Below are 15,244 nucleotides of genomic sequence, written 5' to 3' on the forward strand. Positions count from 1 at the left end.
GGCCTCGGCCGCCCCCGCGCCCGCCCGCGTCGCCGTCGTCACCCCGAACCCGGCCGACCGCCCCGCGTCCCAGGGCGCCCGCTACTATTCCGTTCACCGGCAGCACGGCCGCCAGCCCGACGCCGTGGAGCTGCCGCAGCCGACCTATGTCGACGCCCTGGCGGTGACGATGACCGAATCCCCCGCGACCCCGGATCTCGCCGCGCCGGAGCCCGGCCCGACCCTGATCCGCGACGCGCAGGGGCGGGTCCGCACCCAGCCGGCCGCGCCGGAGGGCGACTACCAGTGACCGTCGAGACCGCCTCCCGCCTGCCCGACCTCATCGCGCTCGCCGAAGAGGGATCGAGCGAAAAGCGCCGCGCCCTCCTGCGCGAGCTGACCGACCACTTCTTCGGCTCGACCACCCGCACGGAGACCGAGGACGGCCTCTACGGCGCCGTGCTCGCCCGCCTGGCCGACGAGATGGAGACGGCGGTCCGGGCCGAGCTGTCCGCCCGCTTCGCCAGCGCCCCCGACGCGCCCCGCACCCTCATCCGCCGCCTCGCCAACGACGAGGCGTCCGTCGCCGCCCCCGTCCTGTCCAACTCGCCCGTGCTGACCGACGAGGATCTGCTCGGCGTCGTGCGGCGCCACGGTCAGGACCACCTCCGCGCCGTCTCGAACCGCGCCTCGGTGTCGGAAGCCGTCTCGGACGTGATCGTCGAGCGCGGCGACGACGAAACCCTCGGAACCCTGCTCCGCAACGACGGCGCCCGCCTGTCGCGCCAGGCGTCCGAGGCCGCGGTCGAGCGCGCCCGCGCCAACCCCGCCCTGCACGAGCCGGCCGTGTCGCGCGCCGACCTTCCGCCGGATCTGCTCAACGACATGTATTTCGTGGTCGAGGCCCGGCTGCGCAGCCGCATTCTCGAACAGAACGCCCGCCTCGACCCCGCCCTGCTCGAGAGCGCGCTCGCGGCCGGCCGCGCCCGCGTGGCCACCGACGACGGCTCCCTTCCGGCCGACTACTCGGAATGCCTGGCCTACGTCGAGGAGCTCCGCGCCGCCGGACAGCTGACGCCGCAGATGCTGGCGCGCTTCCTGCGCTCGGGCGGGCGGACGTCCTTCCTGATCGCGCTGGCCCAGCTGTCGGACATCGACTTCCACACCGCCCGCCAGATCGTCGAGCGCCGCGAACTCGACGCCCTCGCCGTGGTCTGCAAGGCGGCCGATCTCGACCGCGCCCTGTTCCTCACCTACGCGGTCGTGCTGCTCAATGACGACGGGGACGCCATGGCCAAGGCGCACGCCTACGCCCGCATGTATGCGGAACTGTCCCGCGAGGCCGCCCTGCGCACGCTCCGCTTCTGGCGCATGCGCCGCGGGGCCCAGGCCGCCTGATCCCGACAACGAAAACGCCCGCCGGAGCGATCCGGCGGGCGTCTTCGCCAACGTTGCGAGGTCGGCCTACTTCTTGGCGCGGGGCGCGCGGGCCGGCTTCCGGCCGCCCTGGCCGAGACCCATCTGCTTGGCCAGTTCCGACCGGGCCTTCGCATAGTTCGGCGCGACCATCGGATAGTCCTTGGGCAGGCCCCACTTGGTCCGGTACTCCTCCGGGCTCATGTTGTACTTGGTCCGCAGGTGGCGCTTCAGCGACTTGAACTTGCGGCCGTCTTCCAGGCAGATCAGGTAGTCGGGGGTGATCGACTTGCGGACGGGAACGGCCGGCTCGCGGGGCTCCGGCTCCGGTTCCGCGCCGCCCGTGGAGACCTGCGACAGCGCCGCATGGATGCTGGAGATCAGCCCCGGCACTTCGGAAGCCTGGACGTTGTTGTTGCCGACGTAGGCCGAGACGATGTCAGCCGTCATCTCGAGCAGTTGCGAATTCTCTTCCATTGCATTTCCCGCCTGGAGGTCTCTCGAATCGACTGATCAGCTCGATCTGTCGGTCTTGGTTCGAATAAAGACGTTCCGGCGCGAAAGCAATGCGCCTGAGGATTAACCTCAATGATGAGCAGCTTGACCGCCGCCTTGCGCTGAACCTCAGCGGCCGAAGTTTTCGGCGAGCGCCAACATCGCCGCCCGCTCCGGGGCTGAATAGTCGTCCAGCGCCTCTTCCTCGCCGTCCCGGATCGCCCTCAGCAACGCCGGGCTGAGGGCGGAGGACAGGGACCAGTTCCAGTACCGCAGGACCGTTTGCGCCCGGTCGACGGCCAGCATCTCATAGGTGACCTGCACCCGCTCCCAGACCGCATCAGGCGTCCCGTCCGGAGTTGTCTCCGGCCGGCGCATGGACCGCCAGAGGGCCTGAAGGTCAGCGCGCCCCAGTCCGGTGGCCTTGCACAGGATGGCCAGGGGCTCTCCGCCCGGGTCGCCGAGGATCTTGGCGCCGGTGATGGGCTTCACGCCGGAGAGGTAGGCGATCTCCGTGGCGATCTCCCGGGTGAGCCCGGTGTTCCCGGCCGCCGCCACGGCCTGCTCCAGTCCGCCGAACGGACTCTTCTCGATCGCTGCGCGGTTGCGCTGGCGGCGCTCGATGAACTGCAGCGCCTTGCGCGACACCGGATCCTGCCAGTTCTCCTGCGCGGCCATGGCGAAGACGTCCTCCGCCACCTCCTGCATCACCTCGCGGGACACCGCGAAGCGCTGCAGGATGGTGCGGCGCTCCTCCGGCCCGCACCACCAGAACATCACATAGGCTCCGGACGGCCGCAGCTCCGGCCGCTTCAGCAGATGCGGGCACAACCCGCGCTCGGTGCGGCTCAGGCTGACGATGCCTTCGATCGCCACCTGCCCCAGCCGCGCCGAGCCGTTGCGCAGCACGGCCTCGATCACCGGCGTCTCGCCGAAGCTCATCAGCGTCTCGTTCACGACCTCGGACAGGCCGCGCCGACTGGCCATCAGGAAGCGGTGCTCCATGGTCGCGTCGCGGGCGCAGGCGACCAGATCGGCGTCCGACAGGGCCGCGCACTGCTCGATCAGCAGCCCGGCGATCGACGGCTCGTCGCGCAGCAGCATGCGCGTGAGGGCGTTCGGCAGCTCGGCCAGCGGCGCCAGCCGCGCCGCCACCCGCTTGCGGTCCTCCGGCGCGGCCAGACGGAGCATCTCGACCAGCAGATCGCCGGTGACCGAGCGCTCGAACGCGTTGATCCGGCTCGCCGGCAGCGACACCACGTCGGCCAGCCGCTTGAGCAGCGCGTGGCGTGCGCGAAAGCGCGCGGCGGGCGCGTCCTCCTCGGGCGTGACGGCGGGCTCGGACATGACGGGCCAGCCTAGGGGGATGCGGTTAACCGGCTGTGACGCCCCCGGCGCTGAGGGTCAGAGCCCTTCGAAAAGGGCCGTCGACAGGTATCGTTCGGCGAAGCTCGGCACGATCACCACGATGGTCTTGCCGGCGTTCTCGTCCAGCGCCGCCTGGCGGAAGGCCGCCGCCAGGGCCGCGCCGGAGGAGATGCCGACCGGGATGCCCTCCGTCCGGGCCGCCCGGCGGGCCATCTCGAACGCCTCCTCATTGGTGACCTGCTCGACGCCGTCCACCACCGAGCGGTCGACATTGGCCGGGACGAACCCCGCGCCGATGCCCTGGATCTTGTGCGGGCCGGGCTCTCCTCCCGACAGCACCGGGCTGGCGGTCGGCTCGACGGCGATCATGCGCACCGACGGCTTGCGCTGCTTCAGCACCTGGCCGACGCCGGTGATGGTGCCGCCGGTGCCGACCCCGGCCACGACCAGGTCCACCTCCCCGTCCGTGTCGGCCCAGATCTCCTCCGCCGTCGTCACCCGGTGAATGGCGGGGTTGGCCGGGTTCTCGAACTGCGACGGCATCACCGCGCCGGGCGTCGAGTCGAGCAGCTCCTGCGCCCGGGCGATCGCCCCCTTCATCCCCTTCTCCGCCGGCGTCAGCACCAGCTCCGCCCCGAGCAGGGCCAGCATCTTGCGGCGCTCGATCGACATGCTCTCCGGCATGACCAGCATCAGGCGGTAGCCCTTGGCCGCCGCCACGAAGGCCAAGGCGATGCCGGTGTTGCCGCTGGTCGGCTCGATCAGGACCCCGCCCGGCTGCAGCGCGCCGGTCTGCTCCAGCGCCTCGATCATCGCCACCCCGATGCGGTCCTTCACCGAGGCCAGCGGGTTGAAGAACTCCAGCTTGGCCAGCACCCGCGCCTTCGGCTCCAGCTCCGCCGACAGCCGCGGCAGCTCGACCAGGGGCGTGTCGCCGATGGTTTCGACGATGGAGCCGTAGACCTTTCCGCGGCCGGCCTTGCGATGGCGGGCGGGATCATAGGCGGCGTCGGTCATGGCAGGGCTCCGTTCGGCTTCGGGGGGCGTCGGACCAAGATAGGTTCGCCGGGGCCCATGCAAAGGCCGACGTCCAACTTCACCCCCCGTTAACCACGATCCCGCATCCCTGATCCCCTGTTTCCGGGGTCCAGCTTGCGCAATCTTGTCGCCGCCGTCGAAGCCGTCGACCCGCTGGTCGTGACCGGCAAGGTCGCGGGCGTGAACGGCCTGCTGATCGAATCCCGCGGCGGCCTCAGCCGCCTCGCCGTCGGCGCGCGCGCCGAGATCGAGCGGGGCCGGAGCCAGCACCCCCTCCCCGCCGAGGTCGTCGGCTTCCGGGACGCCAAGGCCCTGTTGATGCCGTTCGGCCCGGTCGAGGGCGTCGCCCCCGGCGCCGACATCCGCATCATCGACACCGCCGCCACCGTGCGTCCGACGACCGCCTGGCTGGGCCGGATCATCGACGCCTTCGGCAACCCCATCGACGGCAAGGGGCCGCTCCCGAGCGGCCCGGCCGCCTATCCCCTGCGCGCGCCCCCGCCCCCGGCCCACTCCCGCGGCCGGGTCGGCGAGCGCCTCGACCTCGGCGTCCGCGCCATGGACGTCTTCACCACCACCTGCCGCGGCCAGCGCCTCGGCATCTTCGCCGGCTCCGGCGTCGGCAAGTCGGTGCTGCTGTCCATGCTGGCCCGCCAGGCGACCTGCGACGCGGTCGTCGTGGGCCTGATCGGCGAACGCGGCCGCGAGGTGCGCGAGTTCATCGAGGAAACCCTCGGTGAGGAGGGTCTGCGCCGGGCCATCGTCGTCGTCGCCACCTCGGACGAGCCGGCCCTGAAGCGCCGGCAGGCGGCCTACATGACCATGGCCTGCGCCGAATTCCTGCGCGACCAGGACCTCGAGGTCCTGTGCCTGATGGACTCGGTGACCCGTTTCGCCATGGCCCAGCGCGAGATCGGCCTGGCCGCCGGCGAGCCGCCGACGACCAAGGGCTACCCCCCCACCGTCTTCACGGAACTGCCCAAGCTGCTCGAGCGCGCCGGCCCCGGTCCTGTCCGCCCCGACGGCACCACCGCGGCGCCGATCACGGCCCTCTTCACCGTGCTGGTGGACGGCGGCGACCATGACGAACCCATCGCCGACGCCGTGCGAGGCATCCTCGATGGCCACATCGTCATGGACCGCAAGATCGCCGAGCGCGGCCGCTTCCCCGCCATCGACGTGCTGAAGTCGGTCAGCCGCACCCTGCCCGGCTGCCAGACCCCGCCCGAGCGCGAGCTGAACCGCCGCGCCCGCCAGTGCCTCAGCGCCTACGCCAACATGGAAGAGCTGATCAAGATCGGCGCCTACCGCGCCGGGGCCGACCCGATCGTCGACCGCGCCATCGCCCTCAACCCCGCCCTCGAGGCCTTCCTGGGTCAGGACAAGGACGACGCCACACGTCTTACCGATTCCTTTACCCGGCTCGAGGCAATCCTGAACCAGGGCATGATCCAAGAGTGACCGGAGAGAACGCATGACCGCCTGGGCCCAGTCGCTGATCCGGATTTCGAACTACGAGGTCGAGACGCTGCAGAAGCGCCTGGCCGAGATCACCGCCCGCCGCGCCTCGGCCGAGATGCGGATCGCCACGCTCGAGGCGGAGGCCGAGGTCGAGCAGGAACGCGCGCGGCAGGACGCGGAGGCGGCCCTGCTGCTGCAGGCGTATCTCAACGGCTGGAAGATGCGGAAATCGGCCGCCGAGGCCGACGTGGCCGAAATCGAGGCGGAGGAGGCGGGCGCCCGCGACGCCCTGACCGGCGCCTTCGAGGAACTCAAGAAGTTCGAGCAGGTCGCCGAAACCACCCGCCTCAACGCGATCATCGCCGCCAGCCGGCGCGAGACGGCGGCCTTCGACGAACTCGGCCTCCGCCGCCGTGCGGTCTAGGGCCCGCCCCAGCCGCCGTCTCGTTCTCGGCTCGGCGCTGGCGCTCGCCGCCTGCGGCCGCTCCACCGCGCAGACTCCCGCGGCGGTCGCCCCGCCGCTGAAGGACCTCGTTCCCGCCCCCTTCGGCGCCACCGCCATGAGCGGACAGCTGGACGATCCCGACTGGGTCGCGGCCATGCTCCGCCACTGCGCGCAGCTCACGCCCGAGTGGGAGCAGAAGATGGAGCGCACCCTCGGCCCCGGCTTCGCCCACGACTTCTCCGCCTCCGATCGGGTCGTCGCCTTCGCCGGCGATCACGGCCTGCGCGTCCACGGCCATACGGTGATCTGGTACTCCCAGGGCGGCGAGGTGTTCAGCGACGACGTCCCCCGCGATCGCTTCGCCGCGGAATACGATCGCTACATCGAGGCCCTGGTCGGCCGCTATCGCGGCCGGATGGCCGGCTGGGACGTGGTCAACGAACCGGTGGCCGAGGACGGGAACGGCCTGCGCGACTGCCACTGGAGCCGGGCCCTGGGCCAGGAAGGCTACATGGTCCGCGCCTTCGAGCAGGCGAAGGCCGCCGATCCGGACGCGATCCTCTTTCTCAACGAATACAATCTGGAGAACATACCGGCCAAGGGCGCGACCTTCCTCCGCCTGGTCGAGCGCCTGCTGTCGCTCGGCGCTCCGATCGGCGGCATCGGGACCCAGTCGCACCTGAGCATCGAGATACCGGCCGGCCAGATCACGACCTTCTTCCGCGACGCCGCCTCGCTGGGCCTGCCGATCCACGTCTCGGAGCTGGACTTCCCGCTCCAGCGCGACGGCGGCCATATGCCCGACCTGCGCTCCATGGCCGAGCGCCGCGCCCAGCAGGTCGCCCGCGTCGGCGAGCTGGCCGAGGCCTTCGCCGCCCTGCCGGAGCGCCAGCGCTACGCCTTCACCACCTGGGGCCTGCGCGACTCCGACAGCTGGCTGGTCCGCGCCGAGGGCAAGGGCCGGGCCGACGAAAGCGCGCTTCTGCTCGACGCCGACGGCCGCCCCAACCCGGCGTATCAGGCCCTCGTCGACGCCTTCACCGGACGCGCCGGGGCCTGAGTCGCGGCCCGGAGGCGGTCAGACCCGCTCCGTCGCGATCCCCGCCGCCGCCAGCTCCGCCAGCAGTCCGTCCACGGCGGCGTCCACCGCGACCTCGTCCCGCCCCCGCACCACCAGGTTCGTCCCGATCTCGCCGACGGTCCCGGCTCCGAACGGATAGCTGCCGAAGCTGATCTCCCGGTGCGCCCGCGCCGCGGCCGACAGGATGTCGGCGACGCTGCCCTCGCCGACCCCGGTCACCCGGACCGTGCGCGCGTGCACCACGGCGCCGGTCCGCAGCCGCGGCGCCACGTCCTCGAGCATGGCGGTCATGATCTTCGGCACGCCCGCCATCACGAAGACATTGCCGATCTGGAAGCCCGGGGCGTCGGTCACCGGGTTGGCGATCAGCGTCCCGCCCGCGGGAATCCGCGCCATCCGCCGCCGTGCGGCGTTGAACTCCGCCCCGTAGCGCCGCTCCAGGATCGCCAGCGCCGCCGGGTGCTCGACCAGCTCCACCCCGAACGCCGCCGCCACGGCATCGGCGGTGATGTCGTCGTGCGTCGGCCCGATCCCGCCGGTGGTGAAGACGTAGTCGTGGCTGCTCCGCAGCGCGTTCAGCGCCCCGACGATCTGCGCCTGCCGGTCACCCACCGTCCGCGCCTCCAGCAGATCGATTCCCAGCGCCCCCACGAAGCGCGCGATGGTGTTGAGGTTGGTGTCCCGGGTCCGCCCGGACAGGATCTCATCGCCGATGATCAGCACGGCCGCGGTGGGGGATGCGTCGCTCATCCGCGCAGGCTAGAGCCTCCTGCATGCGCTTCAAGTCGTCCCTCGAACGCGGAACCCTGGTCCGCCGCTACAAGCGCTTCCTGGCGGACGTGATCCTCGCCGACGGATCGGAGACCACCGTCCACGTCCCCAACCCCGGGGCGATGCTCGGCCTGACCGCGCCCGGCCTGCCGGTCTGGCTGTCCCGCTCGCCCGACCCGAAGCGCAAGCTGCCGCTGACGCTGGAGGCGGTCGAACTGCCCGGGGCCGGACCGGTGGGCGTCAACACCCTGAATCCCAACCGTATCGCCGAGGCCGCGATCCCGCGGGGCGAGATTCCCGAGCTGGCGGGTTATCCGATCCTGCGCCGCGAGGTCCGCTACGACGTCGACAGCCGCATCGACATCCTGCTCCAGTCCGATCCCGACGCCCTGCAGCGTCCGTCCTGCTGGGTCGAGATCAAGAACTGCCACTTCAGCCGATCCGCCCGTCTCGCCGAGTTCCCGGACTGCAACACCGTCCGCGGCGTCAAGCATCTGAAAGCGCTGGAGCGGGTGGTCGACGCCGGCGGCCGGGCCGTCATGCTGTTCGTCGTCCAGCGCATGGACTGCGACGTATTCACCACGGCCGACGACATCGACCGCGCCTACGGGCCCGCTCTCCGGGAAGCCGCCTCCCGCGGGGTTGAGGTTCTGTGCTACAGTTGCCACCTGTCCCCCGAAGCGATCCGCCTTGATCGCCCCCTGCCGTGGCGCGCCTGACGCGCCGGAAGACGCCCGATGTACGAGACTCCCGAACTGGACACCGACCACTTCGTCCGCACCCATGAGATCCGCGTCCACCAGGACGAGGAGGCCTGGGAGGGGATGCGCGCGGCCGGGAATCTGGTCGCCCGGGCGCTCGACATGATCACCGAATACGTCCGGCCCGGCGTCACCACGGGCGAGATCGACGACCGCATCCGTGAGTTCACCCTCGACCACGGCGGCCTTCCCGCCTGCCTCGGCTACAAGGGCTACGAGAAGACCGTCTGCACCTCGATCAACCACGTCGTCTGCCACGGCATCCCCGGCGACAAGGTTCTCAAGGACGGCGACATCGTCAACATCGACCACACCGTCATCGTCGACGGCTGGCACGGCGACTCCAGCCGCATGTACGCGGTCGGCGAGGTCAACGCGCGCGCCCGCAAGCTGATCGACGTGACCTACGACTCCCTGGCCGCCGGCCTGGCCGTGATCCGCCCGGGCGCGACCTTCGGCGACATCGGCTACGCCATCCAGCAGGTGGTCGAGGCCAACCGCATGTCGGTCGTCCGCGACTTCTGCGGCCACGGCATCGGCCGGATCTTCCACGACAGCCCCAACGTGCTGCACTACGGCCGCCGCGGCGAGGGCGCGACCCTGAAGAAGGGCATGTTCTTCACCGTCGAGCCGATGGTGAACCTCGGCAAGCCGCACGTGAAGGTGCTGTCCGACGGCTGGACCGCCGTCACCCGCGACAAGTCCCTGTCGTCCCAGTGCGAACACACCATCGGCGTCACCGACGATGGTTGCGAACTGTTCACCGCCAGCCCCGCCGGGCTCTTCCGCCCGAAGTTCTGACGCCACTGGACGTTCACCGTCTGTTCTGACATCGTGCCGCTCCGGTTGAACCGGAGGCCGCCATGTCCTCAGTGCTGCCGTTTCCTGTGCCGGACCGTCCGGCCCCGTCGCCCGCAGCGAAGCCGCGGCGCTCCGGGGCGACCGGCGCCGGAGGGCATCGGGAGCGCCTCCGCCAGCGCGCCCGTTCCGCCGGCCTCCACCACCTGCCCGACTACGAGCTCCTCGAGCTGTTCCTGTTCCGCAGCCAGCCGCAGGGCGACGTCAAGCCGGTCGCCAAGGCCCTGCTGGCCCGCTTCGGCTCGCTGGCCGCCGTGCTCGCCGCACCGGTCGAGGACCTGATGACCGTCCGGACCGAGGACGCCCGCGGCCGCGTGCGGGGCGTCGGCGTCGAGACCGCCCTGGATCTCGCCGCCCTGCACGAGGTCGCCCGCCGGGTGCTGCGCGAGGAGGCGGCCAACCGGCCGGTCATCGCCTCGTGGACCGCGCTGGTCGCCTACGTCCGCGTCGCCCTCCAGCACGAGCCGCGCGAACAGTTCCGGGTCCTGTTCCTCGACAACCACAACAAGCTGATCCTCGACGAGGTGCAAAATCGCGGCACCGTCGACCATGCGCCGGTCTATCCGCGTGAGGTGGTCCGCCGCGCCCTCGAGCTCTCGGCCAAGAACCTGATCATCGTCCACAATCATCCGTCGGGCGATCCCACGCCCTCCCGCGCCGACATCCAGATGACCCGTCAGGTCATCGACGCCGCCCGGGCCCTGGAGATCGCCGTCCACGACCACTTGGTCGTCGGCCGCGAGGGGGTGGCCAGCTTCCGGCAGCTGGGGCTGATGTAGACGGGGCCGCCGGCCGGTTCCGCGGGTGCGACGCTGGCCCGGCGGCGCCACGATGGCCGCGAAGCTGTGGATGCCGTAGGAGGTGTTTTCCCACGAATGCGGCGGCCCTGTCCGATGAATGCGATCCCTCCCCGCGAGACCGGCGAAAAGGGCATGTCCAGCGAGCGCCTCGGCCGCATCGTCGAGGAAGCCGCCAGCGAGGTCTACATCTTCTCCGCGACCGATTTCCGGTTCCGCCTCGTCAACAGGGGCGCGCGGGAGAACCTCGGGTACTCCATGGCCGAGCTCGCAGGGCTCACCCCCTGGGACCTGAAGCCCACTGTTCTCCGGGACGCCTTCATCGACATGGTCGGGCCCCTTCTGCGCGGCGAGGTGGGGCGGCTCGACTTCGAAACCGTGCACCGGCGCAAGGACGGAACGGACTACGACGTCGCGGTCAAGCTCCAGGTCTTTGACGAGGACGGCGACCGCGTCTTCTTCGCCGCCATCCAGGACATCACCGCCCGACGCAAGGTGGAGACCGACCTCCGGCAGGTGTCGATGCGGCTGGACGCCATCCTCGCGAACACCACCATGGCCGTCTTCCTCATGGATGAGCGGCAGCATTGCGTCTTCATGAACAAGGCGGCCGAGGACCTCACCGGCTACGCCTTCGAGGAGGTGACGGGTCGTCCCCTCCACGACGTCATCCACCACACCTACCCGGACGGGTCGCCCTTCCCGGTCTCGGAGTGCGCCATCGACCGCGCCTTCCCCGACAATGCGAACACGCGGGGAGAGGAGGTGTTTGTGCACAAGGACGGCTCCTTCTACCCGGTCGCCTTCACCGCCAGTCCCGTCCAGGACCATCAGGCCAAGGTGGTGGGAACCATCATCGAGGTGCGCGACATCAGCGAGGCGAAGCGGATCGAGGAGGCCCGCGATCTGCTGATGCGGGAGGTGGACCACCGGGCGCGGAACGTTCTGGCCGTGGTGCACTCGCTCACCCGGCTCACCCACGCGAACGACCTGGAGTCCTACAAGGAGGCCCTCGCCGGCCGGATCAACGCCCTGGCGCGGGCCCAGACCTCTCTCGCCAACCGGCGCTGGGAGGACGGCCGGCTCGAGGACGTGGTTCGCGAAGAGCTGGAAGCGCTCTGCCCGCGCGACCGGATCGACGTCGAGGGGCCGGAGGTGTCGCTCTCGCCGGAGCAGGTTCAACCCCTGAGCCTGCTGCTCCACGAACTCGCCACCAACGCCAACAAGTACGGGGCCTGCAGTCGCGACAACGGCCGGGTCTCCGTCCGCTGGGCGAGAGACGGGGGCCAGGTGAGACTGACGTGGCGCGAGACCGGCGGCCCGTCGGTATCCGCACCGCTCCGGGAGGGCTTCGGTTCCGTCCTGAAGAGCAGCGTTGTCCGTCAGATCAACGGCGTCATGTCCCGGCATTGGGAACCGTCGGGACTGGTCGTGGACGTTACCTTTCCGTTGTGAACGATGCGCGCAGACTGGGCGCACCGAAAGCCAGAGCGATCCGCCGTCGACATGACGATCACGACCACCACCCTGATCACCGAACGCCTCACGCTCACGCCCGCCCAGGTTTCCGACCTCGACGATCTGGTGGAGCTCTGGGGCGACCCCGCCTTCGCCACCGCCATCTTCCCCGCCGCCCTGACGGCGGAGGATGTCTGGTTCCGGCTGCTGCGCGACATCGGCCACTGGGAGGCGCTCGGCTACGGCAACTGGTCGATCCGGGAGACCGCGACCGGCGACTACGTCGGCAGCGTCGGCGTGCTCGACTACCGTCGCCTGCTCGACCCTCCGTTCGACGCGCCCGAGCTGGGCTGGGGCGTCGCCCCGCGCTTCCAGGGCCGGGGCCTCGCCTTCGAGGCGCTGTCGGCGGCGCTGGCGTGGTGCGACGAGACGCTGAACGCGCCGCGCACGGTCTGCATGATCTCGCCGGACAACGCCCCTTCCCTGGCGCTCGCCGCCCGCGCCGGCTATGCGCCCTACGCCGAAACGACCTACAAGGGCGGACCGGTCCGGCTGCTGGAACGTCGCGCGGCGTAGCTCGACATTAAGGTTTACGCCGCATCCTCCCGCCCATCGGAGGCCTCCTGCCCATGCCCATGCCCGTCGAAGAGCTTCGCCGGTACCTGACCGAAGCCTTTCCCGGCGCCGAGATCGCCATCGAGGATCTCGCCGGCGACGGCGACCACTACCGCGCCCGCATCGTCTCGCCGGCCTTCGCCGGCCTCTCCCGGGTTCGCCAGCACCAGCTGGTCTACGCCGCCCTCAAGGGGCGGATGGGCGGAGAGCTCCATGCCCTGGCGCTCGAGACCTCGGCGCCGTCGGGAGACTGATCGATGCGCTACCGTCCCTACGGCTCGGCCGGCCAGGCCGTCTCGGCCCTCACCCTCAGCCTCGGCCCGCGCGACATCGCGCGCGGTCCCGAAGCCGCCCGCGAGCTGATCTATTCGGCGCTCGAGGCCGGCATCAACAGCTATCGCCTTTGTTCGGCCGACCCGGTGCTCGCCGAGGTGCTCGGCGAGGCCCTGCAGCATGTCGAGCGCAAGCTCGTCCAGGTCGCCCTCACCCTCGGGGCCGGCGACGGCCGCCGCGGCTCCGACAGGGATTTTTCGGCCGAGGGCATAACGGCCGCCATCGACCGCACGCTGCACGCGTCACGCCTGGGATGGTTCGATCTGGCCCTGCTGGACGAACCCGCGGACCATGAACTGCCGCAGTCGTCGCTCAACGCGCTGAAGGCCCTCCGCGCCACCCAGCGGGTGCGCCTGCTCGGCGTCTCCGGCGACGGGGAGGTCATGGACGCCTATGTCTCGACCGGGGCTTTCGACGTTCTCGCAACGCCGTACCACGTCAACTCGCCCTGGCAGGTCCGTCACCGGCTGCGCGTCGCCCGCGAGCAGGACATGGCCATCTTCGTCTACGGCTACTTCCCCGAAAGCCTCGACACCGCCCGCAAGGCGGCCAGCCTGCACGAGGAGAAGAAGGGCTTCTTCGGCTTCGGCCGCCCGAAGGGCCGCGCCAAGGACGATCCACTCGCCGGCGCCGGCACCTTCGCCTTCCTGCACCAGACCAACGCCTGGACCGCCGAGGCCATCTGCCTCGCCTACGCCCTGACCGATCCGTCGGTCTCCAGCGTCCTGATCGAGGCGTCCACCGTCGAACGGCTGAACACCCTCGCCCTGGTGCCGGACCGGGACATGCCGCCCGGGCTTGCGGCCCAGATCGAGATGGCCCGGATCGCGGGCGCCCAGGCCGCCTGAGGGGCCTGGCCGGGGACCTGCGCCCTTGACCCTGCCCGCCGCCGCTCCTAGCTGACGGCCTTCACCGAAAGGCCGTTCCTGTGACCGATCCCGCCGTCGCCGACCCCGTCCACGCCTTCATCGCCGACGCCGTGAAGACCCACGACGTCGTCCTGTTCATGAAGGGGACGCCCGATTCCCCGCGCTGCGGCTTCTCCTCGCTGGCGGTGCAGATCCTCGACCACATCGGCGCGCCCTTCGTCGGCGTCGACGTGCTTCAGGACGAGGCCCTGCGCGAAGGCATCAAGACCTTCACCGACTGGCCGACCATTCCGCAGCTGTACGTGAAGGGCGAGTTCGTCGGCGGCTCGGACATCGTGCGCGAGATGTTCAACGCCGGCGAACTGCAGACGCTGATGGCCGACAAGGGCGTGCCCCTGGGCGGCGCCGAGGCCTGATGGCGCGGCCGCATCTGGAGCCGCGACCGGACCGCGAGATCTTCGAGCTGCCGCTCGAGGTCCGGCCCGAGCACATCGACGAGAACGGCCACGTCAACAACGTCGTCTACGTCGGCTGGCTGCAGGACGCCGGCACGGCCCACTGGAACGCCCGCTTCGGCCCCGAGGCGCGGGCGAAATGGTCCTGGGTGGGGACCCGGCACGAGATCGACTATTTCCGGCCGCTGATGCCGGACGCCCAGGGCGTGAAGGCCCGCACCTGGGTGGGCGATCCGCAGGGTCCGCGCTTCAATCGCTACGTCCGCATCGAGGACGGCGAGGGCCGGCTCTGCGCCCAGGGCGTCACGGAATGGGTGCTGGTCGACGCCGCGACCATGCGGCCGCACCGCATCCCGGCCGACATCCTCCCGGCCTTCGAGCGGCGCTGAGGCCGTTCAGGGGCGGCGATCGCCGCCCCCTGCGGATCAGTCCGCCGCCTCGGCGGGCGCCTGGTGGATGACCCGGGTGGTCGGCTTTTCGCTGGCGATGACGATGCAGCCGGAGAGAAGCGGCGCCGCGATGACGATCGCGAGTGCGAGACGGAGCATGGAGGCCTCAATCGTTCGATGGTCGCTTCAGTATCGAAGCTTGGCCGCTATGTGCCGTTTCTGCGGCTGAATGGCACGTGAACAATCGGACACGCGCCGGCGCGTCAGGTGCGCGGCAACTGATACGGATTCTCGACCGAAAGGCGGGCGCCCGGTTCCAGTCCGAGCTCCTCGAACGACCAGCTCACCTCGACCCCCTGCGGCCGCGGATCGGTGCAAAGATCCTGCTTGATCCGGCGCAGGGTGATCACCGATCCGCTCCGCGCCCGGCGCACCACCGGGGTCAGGTCGGCCTTGTTCGTGCAGCCGTTCGAACTGACCCAGAACACCGCCTGGTCGTCGGCGATCGCCGCAGCGTGGATCGGCTCGATCTGACCGGGCAGGTCAACCGCCGCCAGCGCAGGCTCCCGGCCCAGGGCGCGGTCCAGCATCGCGCAGCCGGCGAGAACAGGCGCCAGCGCCACGGCCGCGAGCATGGTCGACGATCTCATTCCGG

Annotated in this window: 19 protein-coding genes and 1 pseudogene; 14 read left to right on the forward strand and 6 right to left on the reverse strand. The window is 70.6% G+C overall.

Going from position 1 to position 15,244, the window contains the following annotated elements:
• Together H2038_RS10140 and H2038_RS10145 are read left to right on the forward strand one after the other, a co-directional pair.
• Positions 1-289 (forward strand): annotated as a pseudogene (locus H2038_RS10140) (hypothetical protein); the annotation flags it as partial.
• Positions 286-1,377, forward strand: a complete 1,092-nt coding sequence (locus H2038_RS10145; RefSeq protein ID WP_292112519.1) for a DUF2336 domain-containing protein — start codon at positions 286-288, stop codon at positions 1,375-1,377. The pseudogene H2038_RS10140 and the gene H2038_RS10145, both read left to right, overlap by 4 nt.
• 66 nt (positions 1,378-1,443) lie before the next feature.
• Here H2038_RS10145 and H2038_RS10150 read toward each other — a convergent pair whose 3' ends face one another.
• From H2038_RS10150 to cysK, 3 genes are all read right to left on the reverse strand, one after another.
• Positions 1,444-1,872 carry a MucR family transcriptional regulator gene (locus tag H2038_RS10150; protein WP_292112522.1) on the reverse strand — a complete coding sequence of 143 codons (429 nt, stop codon included), beginning with the start codon at positions 1,870-1,872 and terminating at the stop codon, positions 1,444-1,446.
• 147 nt (positions 1,873-2,019) lie between these two features.
• Positions 2,020-3,237: a DUF2336 domain-containing protein gene (locus H2038_RS10155; RefSeq protein WP_292112524.1), complete on the reverse strand. Its 1,218-nt coding sequence runs from the start codon at positions 3,235-3,237 to the stop codon at positions 2,020-2,022.
• 57 nt (positions 3,238-3,294) lie between these two features.
• Positions 3,295-4,275: a cysteine synthase A gene (gene cysK, locus H2038_RS10160; protein WP_292112526.1), complete on the reverse strand. Its 981-nt coding sequence runs from the start codon at positions 4,273-4,275 to the stop codon at positions 3,295-3,297.
• Between the two features lie 135 nt (positions 4,276-4,410).
• Between cysK and fliI the strand changes: the two genes are divergently transcribed.
• The 3 genes from fliI to H2038_RS10175 are packed head-to-tail and all read left to right on the forward strand — an operon-like array spanning position 4,411 to position 7,262.
• Complete coding sequence (gene fliI, locus H2038_RS10165; RefSeq protein WP_292112528.1) at positions 4,411-5,757, forward strand: flagellar protein export ATPase FliI; 1,347 nt, start codon at positions 4,411-4,413, stop codon at positions 5,755-5,757.
• Between the two features lie 13 nt (positions 5,758-5,770).
• On the forward strand, positions 5,771-6,181 hold the full coding sequence (locus H2038_RS10170; RefSeq protein ID WP_292112529.1) for a flagellar FliJ family protein: 411 nt from the start codon (positions 5,771-5,773) through the stop codon (positions 6,179-6,181).
• On the forward strand, positions 6,171-7,262 hold the full coding sequence (locus tag H2038_RS10175; RefSeq protein WP_292112532.1) for an endo-1,4-beta-xylanase: 1,092 nt from the start codon (positions 6,171-6,173) through the stop codon (positions 7,260-7,262). Before H2038_RS10170 ends, H2038_RS10175 begins: the two co-directional genes overlap by 11 nt.
• Before the next feature lie 18 nt (positions 7,263-7,280).
• Here the strand turns inward: H2038_RS10175 and H2038_RS10180 are convergent, their stop codons facing one another.
• A complete protein-coding gene (locus H2038_RS10180) occupies positions 7,281-8,033 on the reverse strand; it encodes a competence/damage-inducible protein A (RefSeq protein ID WP_292112535.1) in 753 nt (250 codons plus the stop codon).
• Between the two features lie 23 nt (positions 8,034-8,056).
• Between H2038_RS10180 and sfsA the strand changes: the two genes are divergently transcribed.
• The 9 genes from sfsA to H2038_RS10225 all read left to right on the forward strand — a co-directional run bounded on the left by sfsA (position 8,057) and on the right by H2038_RS10225 (position 14,589).
• Entirely contained in the window at positions 8,057-8,773 is a 717-nt protein-coding gene (sfsA, locus tag H2038_RS10185) for a DNA/RNA nuclease SfsA (RefSeq protein WP_292112537.1), read from the forward strand.
• Between the two features lie 18 nt (positions 8,774-8,791).
• A complete protein-coding gene (gene map, locus H2038_RS10190) occupies positions 8,792-9,616 on the forward strand; it encodes a type I methionyl aminopeptidase (RefSeq protein ID WP_292112540.1) in 825 nt (274 codons plus the stop codon).
• A 62-nt stretch (positions 9,617-9,678) separates the two neighbouring features.
• The gene (gene radC / locus H2038_RS10195) at positions 9,679-10,452 is read left to right on the forward strand and encodes a DNA repair protein RadC (RefSeq protein WP_292112542.1); all 774 of its coding nucleotides are present in this window, start codon (positions 9,679-9,681) and stop codon (positions 10,450-10,452) included.
• A gap of 114 nt (positions 10,453-10,566) precedes the next feature.
• Positions 10,567-11,925, forward strand: coding sequence for a PAS domain S-box protein (locus H2038_RS10200; protein ID WP_292112545.1), 1,359 nt, complete (start codon positions 10,567-10,569; stop codon positions 11,923-11,925).
• A gap of 51 nt (positions 11,926-11,976) precedes the next feature.
• On the forward strand, positions 11,977-12,504 hold the full coding sequence (locus H2038_RS10205) for a GNAT family N-acetyltransferase (protein WP_292112548.1): 528 nt from the start codon (positions 11,977-11,979) through the stop codon (positions 12,502-12,504).
• A gap of 53 nt (positions 12,505-12,557) precedes the next feature.
• Entirely contained in the window at positions 12,558-12,797 is a 240-nt protein-coding gene (locus H2038_RS10210) for a BolA family protein (protein WP_292112549.1), read from the forward strand.
• A gap of 3 nt (positions 12,798-12,800) precedes the next feature.
• On the forward strand, positions 12,801-13,724 hold the full coding sequence (locus H2038_RS10215; protein ID WP_292112550.1) for an aldo/keto reductase: 924 nt from the start codon (positions 12,801-12,803) through the stop codon (positions 13,722-13,724).
• Positions 13,725-13,804: 80 nt separating this feature from the next.
• On the forward strand, positions 13,805-14,161 hold the full coding sequence (gene grxD / locus H2038_RS10220; protein ID WP_292112553.1) for a Grx4 family monothiol glutaredoxin: 357 nt from the start codon (positions 13,805-13,807) through the stop codon (positions 14,159-14,161).
• Positions 14,161-14,589 (forward strand): thioesterase family protein, encoded by a 429-nt coding sequence (locus tag H2038_RS10225; protein WP_292112556.1) that lies wholly within the window; start codon positions 14,161-14,163, stop codon positions 14,587-14,589. Before grxD ends, H2038_RS10225 begins: the two co-directional genes overlap by 1 nt.
• Before the next feature lie 36 nt (positions 14,590-14,625).
• Here the strand turns inward: H2038_RS10225 and H2038_RS10230 are convergent, their stop codons facing one another.
• Together H2038_RS10230 and H2038_RS10235 are read right to left on the reverse strand one after the other, a co-directional pair.
• Entirely contained in the window at positions 14,626-14,748 is a 123-nt protein-coding gene (locus tag H2038_RS10230) for a hypothetical protein (protein WP_292112558.1), read from the reverse strand.
• Positions 14,749-14,852: 104 nt separating this feature from the next.
• Positions 14,853-15,239 (reverse strand): hypothetical protein, encoded by a 387-nt coding sequence (locus H2038_RS10235; RefSeq protein ID WP_292112560.1) that lies wholly within the window; start codon positions 15,237-15,239, stop codon positions 14,853-14,855.
• Positions 15,240-15,244: the final 5 nt, after the last annotated feature.

The sequence above is a fragment of the Brevundimonas sp. genome (assembly GCF_013912005.1).
Classification (GTDB): Bacteria; Pseudomonadota; Alphaproteobacteria; order Caulobacterales; family Caulobacteraceae; genus Brevundimonas.